The sequence below is a fragment of the Ferrovibrio sp. GW821-FHT12D07 genome, assembly GCF_058807275.1.
Map to the genome: position 1 here is coordinate 58,604 of NZ_JBXAQN010000003.1, position 15,331 is coordinate 73,934.

At 62.5% G+C, this 15,331-nt stretch carries 15 protein-coding genes and 1 tRNA gene; 14 read left to right on the forward strand and 2 right to left on the reverse strand.

Annotated features, from left to right (window positions below):
* Positions 1-24 precede the first annotated feature (24 nt).
* Complete coding sequence (locus tag AC1RRE_RS18120) at positions 25-1,014, reverse strand: Bug family tripartite tricarboxylate transporter substrate binding protein (RefSeq protein WP_492983090.1); 990 nt, start codon at positions 1,012-1,014, stop codon at positions 25-27.
* A gap of 226 nt (positions 1,015-1,240) precedes the next feature.
* On the opposite strand from AC1RRE_RS18120, the gene AC1RRE_RS18125 reads away from it, so the two are divergent.
* The 10 genes from AC1RRE_RS18125 to AC1RRE_RS18170 all read left to right on the forward strand — a co-directional run bounded on the left by AC1RRE_RS18125 (position 1,241) and on the right by AC1RRE_RS18170 (position 8,524).
* Complete coding sequence (locus AC1RRE_RS18125; protein ID WP_492983092.1) at positions 1,241-2,482, forward strand: GAF domain-containing sensor histidine kinase; 1,242 nt, start codon at positions 1,241-1,243, stop codon at positions 2,480-2,482.
* Positions 2,483-2,661: 179 nt separating this feature from the next.
* Complete coding sequence (locus tag AC1RRE_RS18130) at positions 2,662-4,761, forward strand: ATP-binding protein (protein WP_492983094.1); 2,100 nt, start codon at positions 2,662-2,664, stop codon at positions 4,759-4,761.
* 89 nt (positions 4,762-4,850) lie between these two features.
* Positions 4,851-5,069 (forward strand): hypothetical protein, encoded by a 219-nt coding sequence (locus AC1RRE_RS18135; RefSeq protein WP_492983096.1) that lies wholly within the window; start codon positions 4,851-4,853, stop codon positions 5,067-5,069.
* A gap of 115 nt (positions 5,070-5,184) precedes the next feature.
* On the forward strand, positions 5,185-5,358 hold the full coding sequence (locus tag AC1RRE_RS18140) for a hypothetical protein (RefSeq protein ID WP_492983098.1): 174 nt from the start codon (positions 5,185-5,187) through the stop codon (positions 5,356-5,358).
* 203 nt (positions 5,359-5,561) lie between these two features.
* On the forward strand, positions 5,562-5,768 hold the full coding sequence (locus tag AC1RRE_RS18145; RefSeq protein ID WP_492983100.1) for a hypothetical protein: 207 nt from the start codon (positions 5,562-5,564) through the stop codon (positions 5,766-5,768).
* A gap of 253 nt (positions 5,769-6,021) precedes the next feature.
* Complete coding sequence (locus AC1RRE_RS18150) at positions 6,022-6,726, forward strand: glutathione binding-like protein (protein WP_492983102.1); 705 nt, start codon at positions 6,022-6,024, stop codon at positions 6,724-6,726.
* Positions 6,727-6,788: 62 nt separating this feature from the next.
* Entirely contained in the window at positions 6,789-7,229 is a 441-nt protein-coding gene (locus AC1RRE_RS18155; RefSeq protein ID WP_492983104.1) for a GNAT family N-acetyltransferase, read from the forward strand.
* A complete protein-coding gene (locus tag AC1RRE_RS18160) occupies positions 7,226-7,852 on the forward strand; it encodes a glutathione binding-like protein (RefSeq protein ID WP_492983106.1) in 627 nt (208 codons plus the stop codon). The genes AC1RRE_RS18155 and AC1RRE_RS18160 overlap by 4 nt, the downstream gene beginning before the upstream one ends.
* Positions 7,853-7,854: 2 nt before the next feature.
* Positions 7,855-8,361 carry a YbaK/EbsC family protein gene (locus AC1RRE_RS18165; protein WP_492983108.1) on the forward strand — a complete coding sequence of 169 codons (507 nt, stop codon included), beginning with the start codon at positions 7,855-7,857 and terminating at the stop codon, positions 8,359-8,361.
* Positions 8,362-8,431: 70 nt separating this feature from the next.
* Positions 8,432-8,524, forward strand: a tRNA-Ser gene (locus AC1RRE_RS18170).
* 21 nt (positions 8,525-8,545) lie between these two features.
* Here the strand turns inward: AC1RRE_RS18170 and AC1RRE_RS18175 are convergent.
* Positions 8,546-10,069, reverse strand: coding sequence for a methyltransferase regulatory domain-containing protein (locus AC1RRE_RS18175; protein ID WP_492983110.1), 1,524 nt, complete (start codon positions 10,067-10,069; stop codon positions 8,546-8,548).
* Between the two features lie 191 nt (positions 10,070-10,260).
* On the opposite strand from AC1RRE_RS18175, the gene AC1RRE_RS18180 reads away from it, so the two are divergent.
* From AC1RRE_RS18180 to AC1RRE_RS18195, 4 genes are all read left to right on the forward strand, one after another.
* Entirely contained in the window at positions 10,261-11,649 is a 1,389-nt protein-coding gene (locus AC1RRE_RS18180) for a multicopper oxidase family protein (RefSeq protein ID WP_492983112.1), read from the forward strand.
* 101 nt (positions 11,650-11,750) lie between these two features.
* Positions 11,751-13,229, forward strand: a complete 1,479-nt coding sequence (locus AC1RRE_RS18185; protein ID WP_492983114.1) for a DegQ family serine endoprotease — start codon at positions 11,751-11,753, stop codon at positions 13,227-13,229.
* 52 nt (positions 13,230-13,281) lie between these two features.
* Positions 13,282-13,959 (forward strand): response regulator transcription factor, encoded by a 678-nt coding sequence (locus AC1RRE_RS18190; protein WP_492983116.1) that lies wholly within the window; start codon positions 13,282-13,284, stop codon positions 13,957-13,959.
* An 8-nt stretch (positions 13,960-13,967) separates the two neighbouring features.
* Positions 13,968-15,329, forward strand: a complete 1,362-nt coding sequence (locus AC1RRE_RS18195) for a sensor histidine kinase (protein WP_492983118.1) — start codon at positions 13,968-13,970, stop codon at positions 15,327-15,329.
* The last annotated feature ends 2 nt before the right edge of the window (positions 15,330-15,331 follow it).

Consider the following 15,331-nt stretch of genomic DNA (forward strand, 5'->3'; position numbering starts at 1 on the left):
AGCTGGCTGCCGCGCCGTTACCAATCAGTCCTGCTTGGCGCCCGAGCTTTCGACCACACTCTTCCACATCGGACGTTCCTTCACGCCGCGCGCGGTGACCACCTCGGGCGTGCTGCCCAGGCTTTTCGCGCCGGTGATCAGGAACTTCTCCTGGATCTCGGGCTTCTTGGCGATGTCCTGCAGCGCCTGCGACAGTGCCACGATGATCTCCTTCGGCGTGCCCGCCGGCACCACGAAGGCAGCCCAGGAGGTGACGACGAAATCGTCCATGCCGGCCTGCGCCATGGTCGGGATGTCGGGCATGGTCGACCAGCGGTCGGCTGAGGTGACGGCGAGCGCGCGCAGCTTGCCCGAATTGATGAAGGGGATGTAGGAGGCGAGGTTGTCGATGGCGATATGCACATCGCCCGACAGCATCGCCGGAATGGTCTGCGCCGCGCCGCGGAACGGCACATGCTCGCCCTTCAGGCCGGCGCGCTGGCAGAACAGCACGCCTGAGAGATGCGGCGTGGTGCCGATGCCGGGGCTGCCGTAGGAAATGCCGGCAGGCCGCGCCTTGGCCCAGGCGATGAACTCCTTCAGCGTCTTCGCCGGCACATGGTCGGCCGGTACGACGGCGACATTGGGCAGTTCCCAGGTCATCGAGACCGGCAGGATGTCCTTGTCGGCATCCCAGCTCATCTTGGAATAGAGATACTGGTTGATCGAGAAATGTCCGATGGTGGCCGAGCCCAGCGTGTAGCCGTCGGGCGCGCTCTTGGCCACGGCATCGATGCCGATATTGCCGCCAGCGCCGGCGCGGTTGTCGATCAGGAAGGGCTGGCCGAATTTGACCTTGAGCTCTTCGGCGAGGATGCGGGTCAGCACGTCGGTCGAACCGCCAGCGGGATAGGGCACGACGATCTTCACGGGCTTGTCGGGCCAGCCGGCGGCATGGGCATGGCCAGCCGGCATCAGGCTGAGGGCGGACAATGCGGCAGCGGCCTGCAGCAGATCACGACGCGTGGTGTTCAAGACATCCTCCGTTATGTGGTTTTTTATGCCTCCAGCCTTGCTCAGTATGCGGATATGGACAAGCGGAAAGTAGGACGTGCAGCCCGGCTGCTCATGCACGCCTTGCGTGCTGGCACATTGCTTTTTCGCAAGGCATTTTGATAACTCTGGCTGGCGTTACCGGATATTAAGCCGACTGGCGATGGTCCAGATGCTACAGCGGCGAAAGACCAACGCCGGATATCCCGTGACTTCACCCGTACAGACCATGCCAGCCCCGCCGCTGCTTGAAAATGAAGCAGAGCGCCTGGCCGACCTCGCGGCGCATGCCATCCTGGATACGCCGGCGGACCCGCGTTTCGACCGGCTGACGGCATTCGCGCGCCGACAGTTCGATGTGCCGGTGGCCGTGATCTCGCTGGTCGCTGCCGACCGCCAGTGGTTCAAGTCCCATGACGGACTGGAAGTCAGCCAGACGCCGCGCACGATGGCATCTTTTTGCTCTCACGTGATCATGGGACACGAACCATTTGTCGTGCGTGACGCGACCGATCATCCGCATTTCAGGCGCAACGGTCTGGTCACCGGGCCGTCCGCCATCCGCTTCTATGCGGGCGTGCCGATGATCTCCAAGACCGGCCATGCGCTCGGTAGCTTCTGCATCATGGACCGCGAACCGCGCGACCTGCGTCCGGGCCAGCTGGAAAACCTGATGACCCTGGCGGCCACCGTGGCCGACCTCCTGGAACTGCACCGCGCCGAGCATCACCTGCAAGGTGCGATGGAGCGCCAGCAGGCCGCCAATCGGGCCAAGACCACCTTCCTGCAGTCGATGAGCCATGAATTCCGCACACCGCTGAATGCCATTCTCGGCTTTTCGCAGGTCCTGCGGATTCACACCGGTGTGCCGCTGAACGGCGACCAGCATGAATATGTAACAGCCATCGAGACGGCGGGGCAGACTCTGCTGAATCTGACCAAGGGCATGCTGACGCTGGCGCAGCTGGACGAAGAGGCCATCCGCGCCAGCATGGTCACCCAGAGCAGCAATGACCTGCTCGACGATCTCGACTGCGAATACAGCGGCACGGCGCTGGGACGCAAGATCACCTTCCGCCTGCGCGACGAGCAGGATTACAAGGTTCTGTGCCATCGCGACAGCATCATCACGGTCCTGCGCAATCTGCTGGACAATGCCTTCAAATTCACGCCGCCCGGCGGTCGTGTCGAATTCGGCTGCGACACCCAGGATGGCATGGTCCGCTTCTATGTCCGCGACACCGGATCGGGCATTCCGGCCAGCCGTCAGGCCGAAGCCTTCCAGAGCTTCAATCGCTTGGGCCGCGAAGGCACCAGTGTTGCCGGCGTCGGTCTCGGCCTGTCGATTGCCCGGCGGCTGACCGAAGCCATGGGCGGCCAGATCGGTTTCGAGAGTCAGGAAGGCGAGGGCAGCATTTTCTGGATTCGCCTGCGCCAGCAACAGAGCTGAATGTCGCGCCATGCAGGCACGCCTGCCGCATCCCAAATTGTGGATGTCTGCCTAGCCGCACCCTTGAGTAGATGCAAATCAGACTATCGCTTCTGTTACACACAGAAGTCTGCCTGCAGAGTTGATGAAAGGATAAACAGCGCTGGTATCGAACTCATCGCCGTTTAAACTTTCAGCCAATGGGGAAGCAGGACATCAGGGGCAATAGAAGCGTCGCGGCTTCCCAGTGGCCGTCGCCGACGTCGCTGCTTGCCCTGTTCGTGCTGATTGCCTGCCTGATGCCGTTTGGCTTTGTCGCCTGGCATGGCTGGCAGACGCGCAGCCTGGCCCTGGAGCAGGGTTTTGCCCAGGCCGACGATCTGGTGCTGTCGCTGAGTCAGCATGCGGCGCGCACGTTCTCGGGTCCGGAACTGATCCTGGCCGATGCCGTCGAGCATGTGGAAACGGACGGTACCGGCAAGACCTCGATGACGCGGCTGAACCGCATCCTTGTCGATCACGTACGCGCCTCGCGCGTGGTGCGTGAACTGGGCCTGCTCAATGCGGCAGGCAACTGGGTCGCCTCCTCGCTGAGCGAGCTCCCGAACCATAACAATAGCGACCGCAACTATTTCATCTATCATCGCGACAACCTGGACCGGGGCGTGCGCATCAATGCACCGGTGCGCAGCCGCCTGTCCGGCACCTGGACCATCCTGCTCACGCGCCGCTTCAACAATCCGGATGGCAGCTTTGGCGGCGTGGCCCTGGCCTCCATCGACACGGATTATTTCCAGAGCTTCTACGACACCCTGAATATCGGACGCACCGGCCAGATTTCGCTCTATCGCGATGACGGTTCCCTGCTGGTGCGCCGGCCCTTCGATGACAACCATTACGGTCGCGACGTCACCGGCATGTTCCGGCAGATCCCGGAGCGGCAGGCCACCGGCCGCCTGTACGGCCCGTCGGTCTATGATGGCGTCACGCGGTTGCTGATCTGGCGCCGGGCTGAGGATTTTCCGCTGCTGATCACCGTGGGGCGGGCCGAGAGCGATGTGCTGGCCGGCTGGGAAAACACGCTCCAGATCGACATTTTCCTGGCCCTGGCGGCCAGCATCTTCATCACCGCGCTGGGCACGCTGTCGATTATCCTGTTGCGTCGGCGCGACCGGGCCGAGCAGGCGGCGGCGGATACCGCGCGGCAGTACGAACTGATTGCCGAAGCCGCAACCGACATCATCGTGCGCGCCACCCTGGACGGACGGCGCCTGTATGTTTCGCCGGCCTGCCGCGACATGCTGGGTTACGAGCCGGCGGACCTGCTGGGCAGCAGCCTGCTGGATCTGGTGCATCCCGATGACCACGCCCTGGTCGAGCAGGGATTGCACGATCTCAATGCGCCCAATGCCCGCACGACGGTCACCTACAGGGGCCGACACCGGAACGGCCATTATGTCTGGCTGGAGGTCGCTTTCCGCGTATTGAGCGACAGCAGCGGCGAGCCGCTCGAAATCATGGCCAGCACCCGCGACATCAGCAGCCGCAAGATTTCCGAGATGCAGCTTGCCCGGGCGAAAGAGGCCGCCGAACTGGCCAGTCGCGCCAAGTCGAATTTCCTCTCCGGCATGAGTCACGAGCTGCGCACGCCACTCAACGCCGTCATCGGATTCTCCGATCTTCTGGCGCGCCAGCTTTTCGGTCCCCTGGGCAACCAGCGGTATGTCGGCTATGCGACAGACATCAAGGTCAGCGGCGAACATCTGCTGCAGCTCATCAACGACATTCTCGATCATGCCAAGATCGAGGCCGGTCATCTGGAACTGCATGAGGAAGTCGTCAGCCTGGTCGAGGTTGTGGACTTCACCGTGCATATGCTCGTGCTGCAGGCGGAACGCGCCAGCCTGACGATCGGCACGGATGTCAGCCCTGGCATGCACCTGCTCTGCGACGAGCGGCGCATCCGGCAAATCCTGATCAACCTGCTGGGCAACGCGATCAAATACACGCCAGCGGGCGGCAGCATCCAGGTGGCTGCCAGTTTCGACACCGATGGCAACCTGATCCTGTCGGTGCGGGATACCGGCATCGGCATCGCGGCGGATAACCTGGACATGATCCTGCAGCCCTTCGCCCAGATCGATCACGACCGCAACCGCAGCCAGCAGGGCACCGGCCTGGGGCTCACCCTGACCCGCCAGCTTGCCGAACTGCATGGCGGCAGCCTGTGGCTGGACAGCCGCCTGGGCGAGGGCACGACGGTCTATATCCGGCTGCCGGCGGTTCGTGTGGTCTCATAGACCTCCGTATACTGCTAAGGCTGGTTGTGTTTTGTAGCGCCGTCCCGTCTAATCAGTAGACGGATTCTCGACCGGGGGGTGGGGTCAGCATGCAGCTTCCAGAAACCAAGGTGATCGGTAATGCCCGCTTTTTTCCGCGGGATTGCGACCTGCTGGTGATCCGGTGGTGCACGGCCGCCGGCACCAATCTGGAAGGCCTGGCCACCAAGGTCGGCGTGCCCCGCGTGAATCTCAGCCTGATGCTCAAAGGCGTCGATCCGGTTCCGGCTCAGGTCGAGAAAAAGCTTCGCGATTTGATCGGAAAGTGATTTAATTTCAGTTTGTTAAATAATCTATGTCATCTTACAGATGAAGGTATTTTCGCAAACTTGAAAAGAACAATAAAAGAACATATAATATGATTATTTCCCCAAGGAGATAGTCATGAGCCGTCGTCGCTACGATCCTTTCAAAGATACCTCCATTGTTCCGCCCACCGAATACGAGATGGGCCGCCCGGACCTGTTGAAGGGGGTGGACATGTGGCATCCGGCCAAACGGGAGGATGAGGAGGGGCAAATCCCCGCATCCTCAATCGCCGGCCCGGCGAGCGCCTGAGTTGGCAGATCATCGCCCAGAGCCTGGCTGGGGGATATTCGGCGGAGAGCACGGCGCTGCTCTATAGCTGCGACCCCAAGCGCATCTGGCGCAACCTGCGACGCAGCAAACGCTTCCGCGACCGCATTGCCCAGGAAGTCGAGCGCCTGCGGCTGCAGGCCGATCTGCGTTTCCGCGATCTGCATATCCACGCTGCGTTGCAGATGCGCCATCGCGCCAACAAGCTCGATCCAAAGACGCTGCAGTGGTTGGCCGAGCGGCTGCGCATGGGCGAGACGCCGGCCGGCACGCGCGATCTGGGCGACTGGCTTGAATCCGTGGCGCGGTTGCCGGGAAGCCGGCGGGCAGGGTCTCGACGGAAACCGGCTGACGAGACCGGAACTGGCAAGACCGGGACTCAATCGGCTTGAACGGGCTTCCAATGGGACTCAATTGGCTCGCAATGGGACGGAATTGGCTCCGAATGGGACGCAATCGGCTCTCCACGGGCCCGCATTGGCTCTCAATGGGCCGGCCAGGTGGTCACATTGGCTTGATAAGTGCCTGTTCCGGCTCTACTTCGCGCAGAATTCGGCAGCCCGCGCATCTTGCCCGGCGCAATCCGATGGACCATCCTCCCGTCACGCATTCTGACGTGACGCCTTTGCAGCGCGGAGCCCGCTCATGATCGACCTGTATTACTGGCCGACCCCCAACGGCCACAAGATCACCCTGTTCCTGGAAGAAGCCGGCATCGACTACACGATCAAGCCGGTCGCCATCGGCAAGGGCGAGCAGTTCAAGCCCGAGTTCCTGAAGATTTCACCGAACAACCGCATGCCGGCGATCGTCGACCAGAAGCCCGCCGATGGCGGCGCGCCGATCAGCGTCTTCGAGAGCGGTGCGATTCTGCTGTACCTGTCGGAGAAGTACAAAAAGTTCATCCCGCAGGACCTGCGCGGCCGCGTCGCCTGCACTGAATGGGTGATGTGGCAGATGGGCGGCCTCGGTCCCATGTGCGGCCAGAACCATCACTTCACCCAGTATGCGCCCGAGAAGATCGAGTATGCGATCAACCGCTATGTGAACGAGACCAACCGGCTTTACGGCGTGCTGAACAAGCGTCTGGACGGCCGTGCCTTCATCTGCGGCGACGACTACACCATTGCCGACATGATGAGTTATCCCTGGATCGTGCCGCATGAGCGCCAGAGCCAGAAGCTGGAAGACTTCCCGAACCTGAAGCGCTGGTTCGACAGCATCTGGGCGCGCCCGGCCACCAAGGTCGCCTACGAAAAGGGCAAGGCGATCAACCAGGGCATTCCGGTAATGACGGAAGAAGCCAAGAAAGTGCTGTTCGGCCAGACCGCCAGCGTGGTGAAGGGGTAAGTGTAAAAAAGGATCGTCACCCTCGGGCTTGACCCGAGGGTCCCATTTTTAATGAGAGACGAATGACAAAGCCTAATATCCAGATTGCCGAAACCGACGACCAGATTGCCACCTGTTATCCCGTCATGCTCGACCTGCGACCGCATCTGAAGGATGCCGCCGAGATGGTATCGCGCGTGCGTCTGCAGCAGAAGGAAGGCTATGTGCTGGCCTATTCCATGGGCTCGGATGGCAAGCCAGCCGGCTGCATGGGGTTTCGCCGCCAGAACCGTCTGGTGCATGGCAAGGTGATCTATGTTGATGATCTGGTGACGCTGGCCGACCAGCGCTCGGGCGGTCATGGCAAGGCGCTGCTCGCCTGGCTGGAAGATCTGGCCCGTGCCGAAGGCTATGGCGCCATCGATCTCGACAGCGGCACCCAGCGCGTCGATGCCCACCGCTTTTACCTGCGCGAGCGCTTCACCATCAGCTCCTTCCATTTCCTGAAGAGGATCAAGCCGTGATCGATTTCTATACCTGGGGCACGCCGAACGGCCGCAAGATCGCCGTGATGCTGGAAGAGGCCGGGCTGAAGTACCAGGCCTTTCCAGTCAACATCAGCAAGGACGAGCAGTTCGCGCCCGACTTTCTCAAGGTGAATCCCAACAACAAGATTCCGGCCATCGTCGATCACGAGCCGCCGGCGGCCTATGGCACCGCCCCCGTCAGCGTGTTCGAGTCCGGCGCGATCCTGATCTATCTGGCCGAGAAGAGCGGCAAGTTCCTGCCCACGGATGCCAAGGCACGTATGCAGGCGCTGCAGTGGCTGATGTGGCAGATGGGCGGCTTCGGTCCGATGCCGGGCCAGCTGCATCACTTCGGCCGCTTCGCCAAGGAGAAGATTCCCTACGCCATCGAACGCTTCACCACCGAGACCGCGCGCCTCTACAAGGTGCTGGACGGCCAGCTCGCCAAGAACGAGTTCGTCTCGGGCAAGGATTACACGATTGCCGATATGGCGATCCTGCCTTGGGCGGCGCGCTGGGAATGGCACAGCATCGACTGGGCGACCTATCCCCATGTGAAGCGCTGGTTCGATGCCCTCATGGCCCGCCCGGCCGTGCAGCGGGGTTTCGAGGTTCCCTGACCATGGCCCTGACTGAACAAGGCGCGATTCTGGAGAATGCCTCCGTCAAGCGCGTGCGCGAGGCGCTGGTCGCGCGCGGGGCAGGGGAGCGGGTGATCGCGCTGGATGGTGCGGCGCGCACGGCGGCCGAGGCTGCGGCCGCGCTGGGCTGTGATGTCGGCGCCATCGTGAAGTCATTGGTATTCGCCCATGACGGCCAGCCCGTGATGGCGCTGGTGGCGGGCGACCGCCAGTGCGATGTGGCGGCGCTCGGCCGGGCGTTGGGTCTGGGTGCGACACCAGGCCGTGCGGATGCCGATCTGGTGCGCCGGGCGACCGGTTTTGCCATCGGCGGGGTGTCGCCGCTGGCCCATGCGGAAAAGCTGGCCATCGCCATTGATGCCAGCCTGAAACGCTTCCCGCGGCTGCATGCGGCGGCCGGTCACCCCTATGCGGTATTTCCGTTGTCCTATGGGGAGTTGCTGGACTGGACCGGCGGCGTGGAGGTCCCTGATCTGGCAAGGGCTTGAGCGTTGACAGCCCATGCCCGGCCCCTTAGAACAGCCCCCGCATACACTGTGTTAATACCCACTCACGTGCGGAGGGGTGGCCGAGTGGCTGAAGGCAGTGGTTTGCTAAATCACCGTACGATGTCAAGTCGTACCGCGGGTTCGAATCCCGCCCCCTCCGCCATTTCCTTTTTCTGATCCGTCTTCAGGCGGCGATGCCGAGGTGCTGCAGCAGTGGCAGCCGTCGCAGGAAATCGGTGTGCCGCTCGCGCAGATGGGCGAGATTTTCCTCGGCCGTCCGCAGCAGCTTGCCGTCGCGCTTCAGGCCCTCGTTCCGCGCCACCAGCAGTTCCATCACCAGCGCCGGCGGATCGGCATGCTTGCGTTCGCGCGCCAGCAGGAACAGCTGCTCGAAGCGATTGATATGGAAGCCGCCGCCGGTGACGGGGGAGGCGAGGAAGGCAAGGTCGCCGCTGGTATGGGCCCGCAGCATGACTGCGGTGTTGAAGGCGGTGGTGTGCTTCCTGCGGCCGGCTTCGCCGGCGGCATCCAGGCAGGGCTGCAGGTGGTTGCCGGCAATCAGGATGATGATGGTTTCAAGCAACACCGCAAAACCCAGTTCGCGTGTGCCGGATTCCTGCTCCAGTTGCCGGATGCTGCGCGGGCCGCGCATAAAGGCATTGATTAGCGGATCGAAGATCGCCGGGTTCACATTGTGCGAGCCCAGCGGGGTCGTCAGCGTGCGGGGGATATCGGCCGGCATGGTCGTCAGCACGAAGCGTGTATTGGCGATGCGCTCGTTACGCTCCGCGATGTCGATCGACAGGCCACCCTTGGCATAGAGGTCGCGGCGGAACTGCCGGTTCACGATGAAGTCATGCATGACTTCGCGCTGGTCCACGTTCGGCGTATCGTTCAGTAACTTTTGCTGTTCGGCGGTCAGATTGAAAGAGTCGAGGTGATCGATCATCTGCACGGTGGTGGCGAATTCAAGTTTTGCACCGCGCAGGTCGCCGGCAATATCCGTGTGATGGAAAACAGTCCAGTCGCGATTGAAGTATTCATGGGCAACGTAAGTGCGCGACTGCTGCAGGATGCCATCAAACTGCTTTTTCAGGGTCGGATTGTTCTGCACATAGGCGCTGTTGGTGTCGAACAGCGTCTGGATCTTGGCTAGTGCCTGGTCGACCCGCGGCAGGATTGGGTCCGTCGGATTGCCGGAAAAGATCATCATCAGGTCACGCAGCGGGCTGATGGCCCCCCAGCCAGGGTGACAGTTATAGCTGATGTAAACGATGCCGCCGACCTTCAGATTGCGGGCGATGAAGTTGACAATGTGGCGGCGGTTCTCTTCCGAGATCCAGCTGTACACACCATGCAGGGCGATGACGTCAAAGGCAGGCAGCGTCCGCTTGCCAAAGTCCTCGAAGGAGTCATCGTAAAAGGTGGCGTTGGTGGTGCCGGTGTCTTTGGCCAGCTTGCGGACATAGGCGATATGGCCCGGGAGGATGTCGTTGGCGTGGAATTCGCTGTCCGGATGGGTGGCCGCCAGCAAGGCGCTGCTGAAGCCATGGCCGCAGCCCAGTTCGCAATAGGTGAAGCGACTGGCGTCGCCGCCAGCCTCAATGCCACGCGAGAGCAGGGCGAATCGATGCAGGGCCGGCGTCAGCTCTCGGTAGAAATCATGGGTGTAGCCAACATCGGCAACATAACCTTCGGCCCAGTTCACGGCAGCATCCCCCGGTTTTTATAGTTATTGTGCGGAACATCGGCGCATCCGGCCTGCTTTTTATCGCGGTGTCATTTTGACCGCGCCCCGCCGGATTGACCGGATCGTGACGAGGCCTGACTATGAGCGATATACGACGAACATAGTCGCGTGATTGGTTCAGTGAAGCAAGCGGGATCGGAGTAACGAGTATGTTGACCAGGCGGGAGATCATGCTGGCGGGTGGTGCAGCGTTCTTGCTGCCGCGCGTCGCTCTCGCGGCCGGCGATCCGGTGCAGATCACGGCATCGGTGAAAGCGCAGACTCTGCCCACGGCTGTCGGTCCGTCCGACCTCTGGCTCTACAACGAAAAGTTTCCACTGGTTCTGCGTGCCAAACGCGGCGAGCCGTTCAGGGCAGAGTTTCATAATCAGTTGGCGGAGCACAGCACGATTCACTGGCATGGCGTGCGCGTGCCCTACAAAATGGATGGTGTGCCGTACTTCACGCAGGACCCGGTGAAGCCGGGTGAGCGATTCATGTACGAATTCGCCCCGCCCGATCCCGGCACCTTTTTCTTCCATCCCCATTGCAACACGGTCGAGGCTCTGGGCCGTGGCCTGGCTGGCGTGCTGATTGTCGAAGACCAGCGCGATCAGGGCCTGTTCGATGTCGAGCATGTTCTGGTGCTGAAGGACTGGCGGGTGAAGCATGATGGCGGCTTCGAGGATTTCATGACCGATGCCGGCGCCGGACGTGCCGGTAGCTTTGGCGACCTGCGCACAGTGAACGGCCAGGTGAACCCGACCATCACGGTGCAACCCGGTGCCCGGGTGCGATTACGTATTCTCAACGTTGATCCTACTCGCATCCCGCAGCTGTCGCTGCGCGGCGTGAGCGGTGCCCAGGTGATCGCCACCGATGGCAATGCCTGCGAGCCTTTTGCGCTGAGCGGTTGGCGGTTAGGTCCGGCGATGCGCGTCGATGTCGGTTTCGTCGCCCCGGAGAAGGCCGGCACAGAGATCGTTCTCGAAGATGTGTTCAGCACCAGGCCCCGGCCGCTGGCCAGGATTGTGACGGCCGGCGATGCCCTGCGCAGTACCAAAGCATCTTTGCGCTTGCCGGCCGCCGAACTGCCGCAGCCCGACCTGAAGACGGCGACCAAACTGGATGTGCAGCTGCTGGCTGGTCATGCCGATCCCGCCATCGAGGCCTGGGCGAAGCAGACCGGCATGAGCGTCGATGATCTGTGCCTGACCCAGAAGGTCTTCTGGTCGATCAACCGCCAGTCCTGGCCGGGCAGCACGCATGACAAGAAATCACCGCCGCTGTTTGAGCTGAAAAGCAGCAGAACCTATGTGGCTGAGCTGTTCAACGGCACACCGCACCAGCATCCCATGCATCTGCACGGCCATACCTTCCGGGTGCTCGGCTCCTCGGAACGCGATCTGCCGGCGCATTGGGCCGATACGGTTCTGGTGCGCCCCAAGGAGCGGGTGCGGATCGCCTTCGTGGCGGGTGAGCCCGGCGACTGGATGTTCCACTGCCATATCATCGAGCACCAGGAAACCGGGATGATGGGCTATTTCCGGGTGGCTTAAACCCGAACATTAAGCCGAATTAATCTGGCGTTCAGGTGCGGTAGAGCCGTGGCTTCCTATGTTGCAGGGGAGAGTTTCCCCCAGACGTCAGGAGCCTTCCGATGAAGACCATGCGCATTAAACGTACGATCGCCGCCGTCCTGCTGGCCAGCACCGTGCTGTCCGGTGGCGGCGGGTATCTGGTTGCCCGTGCCTTTGCCGCCGGCGATGCTCCGATCACCGTCGTCCCGGCCGAGCAGCCGATGGTGACCGCCGCACGTCCGGGCTTTGCCGATCTGGTCGAGAAGGTGAAGCCCGCCGTGGTCAATATCGCCACCACGGAAAAAGTGGATACCAAAGCTGGCCGCCAGCAGATGCAGCCCGGCTCGATGGAAGAATTCTTCCGCCAGTTCATGGAGCAGCAGGGCGGCCAGCGCCGCCGTGGTCCGCAGCATGCACTGGGCTCGGGATTCATCATCGATCCGACCGGCTACATCGTCACCAATAATCATGTCGTCGAAGACGCCGCCAAGATCGTGGTGACGCTGGAAGACGGCAGCGAGCATCCGGCCGTGGTGAAGGGGCGCGACCCGAAGACTGACGTGGCACTGCTGAAGATCGAGAGCAAGATGCCGCTGCCCTATGTCGCCTTCGGCGATAGCGACAAGGCGCGGATCGGCGACTGGGTCGTGGCCGTGGGCAATCCTTTCGGCCTAGGCGGCAGCGTATCGGCCGGCATCGTCTCGGCGCGTGGCCGCAACCTGAACAACGGCCCGTATGATAACTTCATCCAGATTGATGCGCCGATCAATCCGGGCAATTCCGGCGGCCCGATCTTCGATGCCACCGGCCGGGTGATCGGCATTTCGACCGCGATCTATTCACCCAACGGCGGCAGCATCGGTATCGGCTTCGGCGTCCCGGCCAACCTGGCCAGTACTGTGGTGGCCCAATTGCAGACGAGCGGCAAGGTCGAGCGCGGTTGGCTCGGCGTCAGCATGCAACCGCTGACCGAGAGTCTGGCCAAGGCCGTGGGTCGCAAGGGCACCGAGGGCGTGCTGGTCAGCGAGGTGCAGCCCGATGCACCTGCCGCCAAGGCCGGCCTGAAGCAGGGCGATGTGGTCACCGCGCTGAATGGACAGTCGGTGCGTGACGCGCGCGATCTCGCTACCCAGGTGGCCGCGACCAAGGCCGGCGACACTGCGAAACTGACCGTCTGGCGTGATGGCAAGGAGAAGACCCTGTCGGTAACGGTCGGTGCCCAGCCGACCGACCAGACCGCGGCCTTGAACGATAACGGCAACGAGGACGGCAAGGTGGGGCTGAGCCTTGCGCCGCTGACGCCGGAATTGCGCAACCGCCTCGGCATCGAGGTTGGCGCCAAGGGCGTGGTGGTGGCCGAAGTGGCGTCCGACAGCAAGGCCGAGGAAAGCGGTGTGCAGCCGGGCGACATCATCGTTGACGTGGCCGGCCGCAAGGTGGCGACCCCGGCCCAGGCCGTGGAGGCGATCAAGACCGCCCAGCATGACAAGAAGGAAGCCGTGACCCTGCTGGTCATGCGTAACGGCACGACCTATTATCTGGCCTTGCAGCTCGCGTAAGGCAAAAGAAAGCCGGAGCGGGCGACTGCTCCGGCTTATTCTTCTGATGGCCATGAAAATCCTGCTCGTCGAAGACAATCCGCAGGTTTCCCAGTTCGTCCGCAAGGGCCTGACGGAATCCGGCCATACCGTCGACCATGCCGATAATGGCCGCGACGGCCTGTTCCTCGCCAGCAGCGAATCCTACGATGCCATTATCCTCGACCGTATGCTGCCCAGCGGCATCGATGGTCTGGGCATTATCGAATCCCTGCGTCGTACCGGCAGCAAGGTGCCGATCCTGATCCTGAGTGCGCTGGCCGATGTGGATGAGCGCATCCGCGGCCTGAAGGCCGGCGGCGACGACTATCTGACCAAGCCATTCTCGTTCGGCGAACTGGAGGCGCGGCTGTTCGCTCTGACCCGCCGCGCGCAGGGCAATTCAACCGAGACCGCCCTGATGGCGGGCGATCTCAGCCTCGACCTGCTCAGCCGCAAGGTGACGCGCGCCGGCAAGCCGATCATGCTGAAGCCGCGCGAGTTCAAGCTGCTGGAATATCTGATGCGCCATACCGGGCAGGTGGTCACCCGCACCATGCTGCTGGAGAATGTCTGGGATTATCATTTCGACCCGCAGACCAACGTGATTGACGTGCACATCAGCAACCTGCGCCAGAAGATCGATGCGGGCTTCGACCGGCCGCTGCTGCACACTGTGCGCGGGGCGGGATACAGGCTGGGTGAGGCTTAAGGTGGGCGATGCGTAAAATCCTGCGCTCGACCTCGTTGCGGCTGGCGCTGGTCTTTGCCGCGTTGTTCGTTATTGCCTCTCTGCTGCTCACTGGACTGCTGTGGTGGAACACCACCGGCTATCTGGATCGTGAATCCGATGCCGTGATCGCGGCCGACACGCGTGCCATCGGTGATCGCCTGCAGGTCTTCGGCCTGCCGGGTGCGGTGCAGCTGATGAACGAACGCATCGCCGCCGACGCCGACCGCAAGGCGATCTATCTGCTGACCGACCCTCAGCTACGGCCACTGGGCGGGAATGTCGGGGCCTGGCCGCTGAAGGTGGGGGCGGCACCGGGCTGGTATGAGGTCGATCTGGTGCATCGCGACCGCCTGCATGTCACACGCCTGCTGCATGTGGTGTTGCCGGGCAATTACCAGTTGCTGGTCGGCCGGGATGTGCAGGACCGTGTCGATATCCGCAACCTGTTCCTCGGCAGCCTGATCTGGGCTGGACTGGCGGTCTTCGCTTTGGCGCTGCTGGGCGGCTGGCTGATCCGGCGCACCGTGCTGCGTCGGATCGATGGCATCAACCGAACGGCCACTGCCATCGTGCAAGGCGATCTGGCGCATCGTATCCCGCAACGCGACACCGATGACGAATTCGATCAGCTGACATTGACGCTGAACCGGATGCTGGACCAGATACAGCAATTGATCGAAGGCGTACGCAATGTCTCGAATGCCATTGCCCATGACCTGCGCACGCCGCTGGCCGAGGCACGCGCACGGCTGGAAGACCTGCTGCGCCGGCCCAACCGGTCGGAGGCAATGCTGGACGGCATTGCCGCGTCGATTGCCGATATCGACCGGCTGATCGGTGTGTTCAACGCCCTGCTGCGACTGGCGGAGCTGGACAGCGGCCTGCGTCGTACCGGTTTTGCCGCGGTCGATGTGCCGGCGCTGGTGGAGGATGCCGGCGAGCTGTATGCACCGGCGGCCGAAGCCCGGGGGCTGGTATTTTCCTTCGAGGTCGCATCCGGCCTGACGGTAACGGGCGACCGGCTGCTGCTGGCCCAGGCCATGGGCAACCTGCTGGACAATGCGATCAAGTACACGCCAGCTGGCGGCCGCATCTGTCTTGCAGCGCAGCAAGGTGCCGATGGCGGCGTTCACATCATAGTGTCCGATACCGGGCCGGGAATCCCGGAGACCGAACGGGGCCGGGTGAAACAGCGGTTTTATCGCGGCGATACCAGCCGGCATGCAGAAGGCGTGGGGCTGGGACTCAGTCTGGTCGATGCCGTGGCCCGCTTGCATGGTGGCGCACTGCGATTGGAAGGCGACAATCCGGGCCTGCGAGCAGTCTTGGCATTGCCGGCTCCGGCTTGATA

Bases quoted from the DNA above. Each gene is read 5' to 3' on its own strand.
- AC1RRE_RS18130 (WP_492983094.1), top strand. From the start codon at position 2,662: ATGGGGAAGCAGGACATCAGGGGCAATAGAAGCGTCGCGGCTTCCCAG.
- AC1RRE_RS18155 (WP_492983104.1), top strand. From the start codon at position 6,789: ATGACAAAGCCTAATATCCAGATTGCCGAAACCGACGACCAGATTGCC.
- AC1RRE_RS18140 (WP_492983098.1), top strand. From the start codon at position 5,185: ATGAGCCGTCGTCGCTACGATCCTTTCAAAGATACCTCCATTGTTCCG.
- AC1RRE_RS18165 (WP_492983108.1), top strand. From the start codon at position 7,855: ATGGCCCTGACTGAACAAGGCGCGATTCTGGAGAATGCCTCCGTCAAG.
- AC1RRE_RS18150 (WP_492983102.1), top strand. From the start codon at position 6,022: ATGATCGACCTGTATTACTGGCCGACCCCCAACGGCCACAAGATCACC.
- AC1RRE_RS18180 (WP_492983112.1), top strand. From the start codon at position 10,261: ATGTTGACCAGGCGGGAGATCATGCTGGCGGGTGGTGCAGCGTTCTTG.
- AC1RRE_RS18145 (WP_492983100.1), top strand. From the start codon at position 5,562: ATGCGCCATCGCGCCAACAAGCTCGATCCAAAGACGCTGCAGTGGTTG.
- AC1RRE_RS18190 (WP_492983116.1), top strand. From the start codon at position 13,282: ATGAAAATCCTGCTCGTCGAAGACAATCCGCAGGTTTCCCAGTTCGTC.
- AC1RRE_RS18195 (WP_492983118.1), top strand. From the start codon at position 13,968: ATGCGTAAAATCCTGCGCTCGACCTCGTTGCGGCTGGCGCTGGTCTTT.
- AC1RRE_RS18135 (WP_492983096.1), top strand. From the start codon at position 4,851: ATGCAGCTTCCAGAAACCAAGGTGATCGGTAATGCCCGCTTTTTTCCG.
- AC1RRE_RS18185 (WP_492983114.1), top strand. From the start codon at position 11,751: ATGAAGACCATGCGCATTAAACGTACGATCGCCGCCGTCCTGCTGGCC.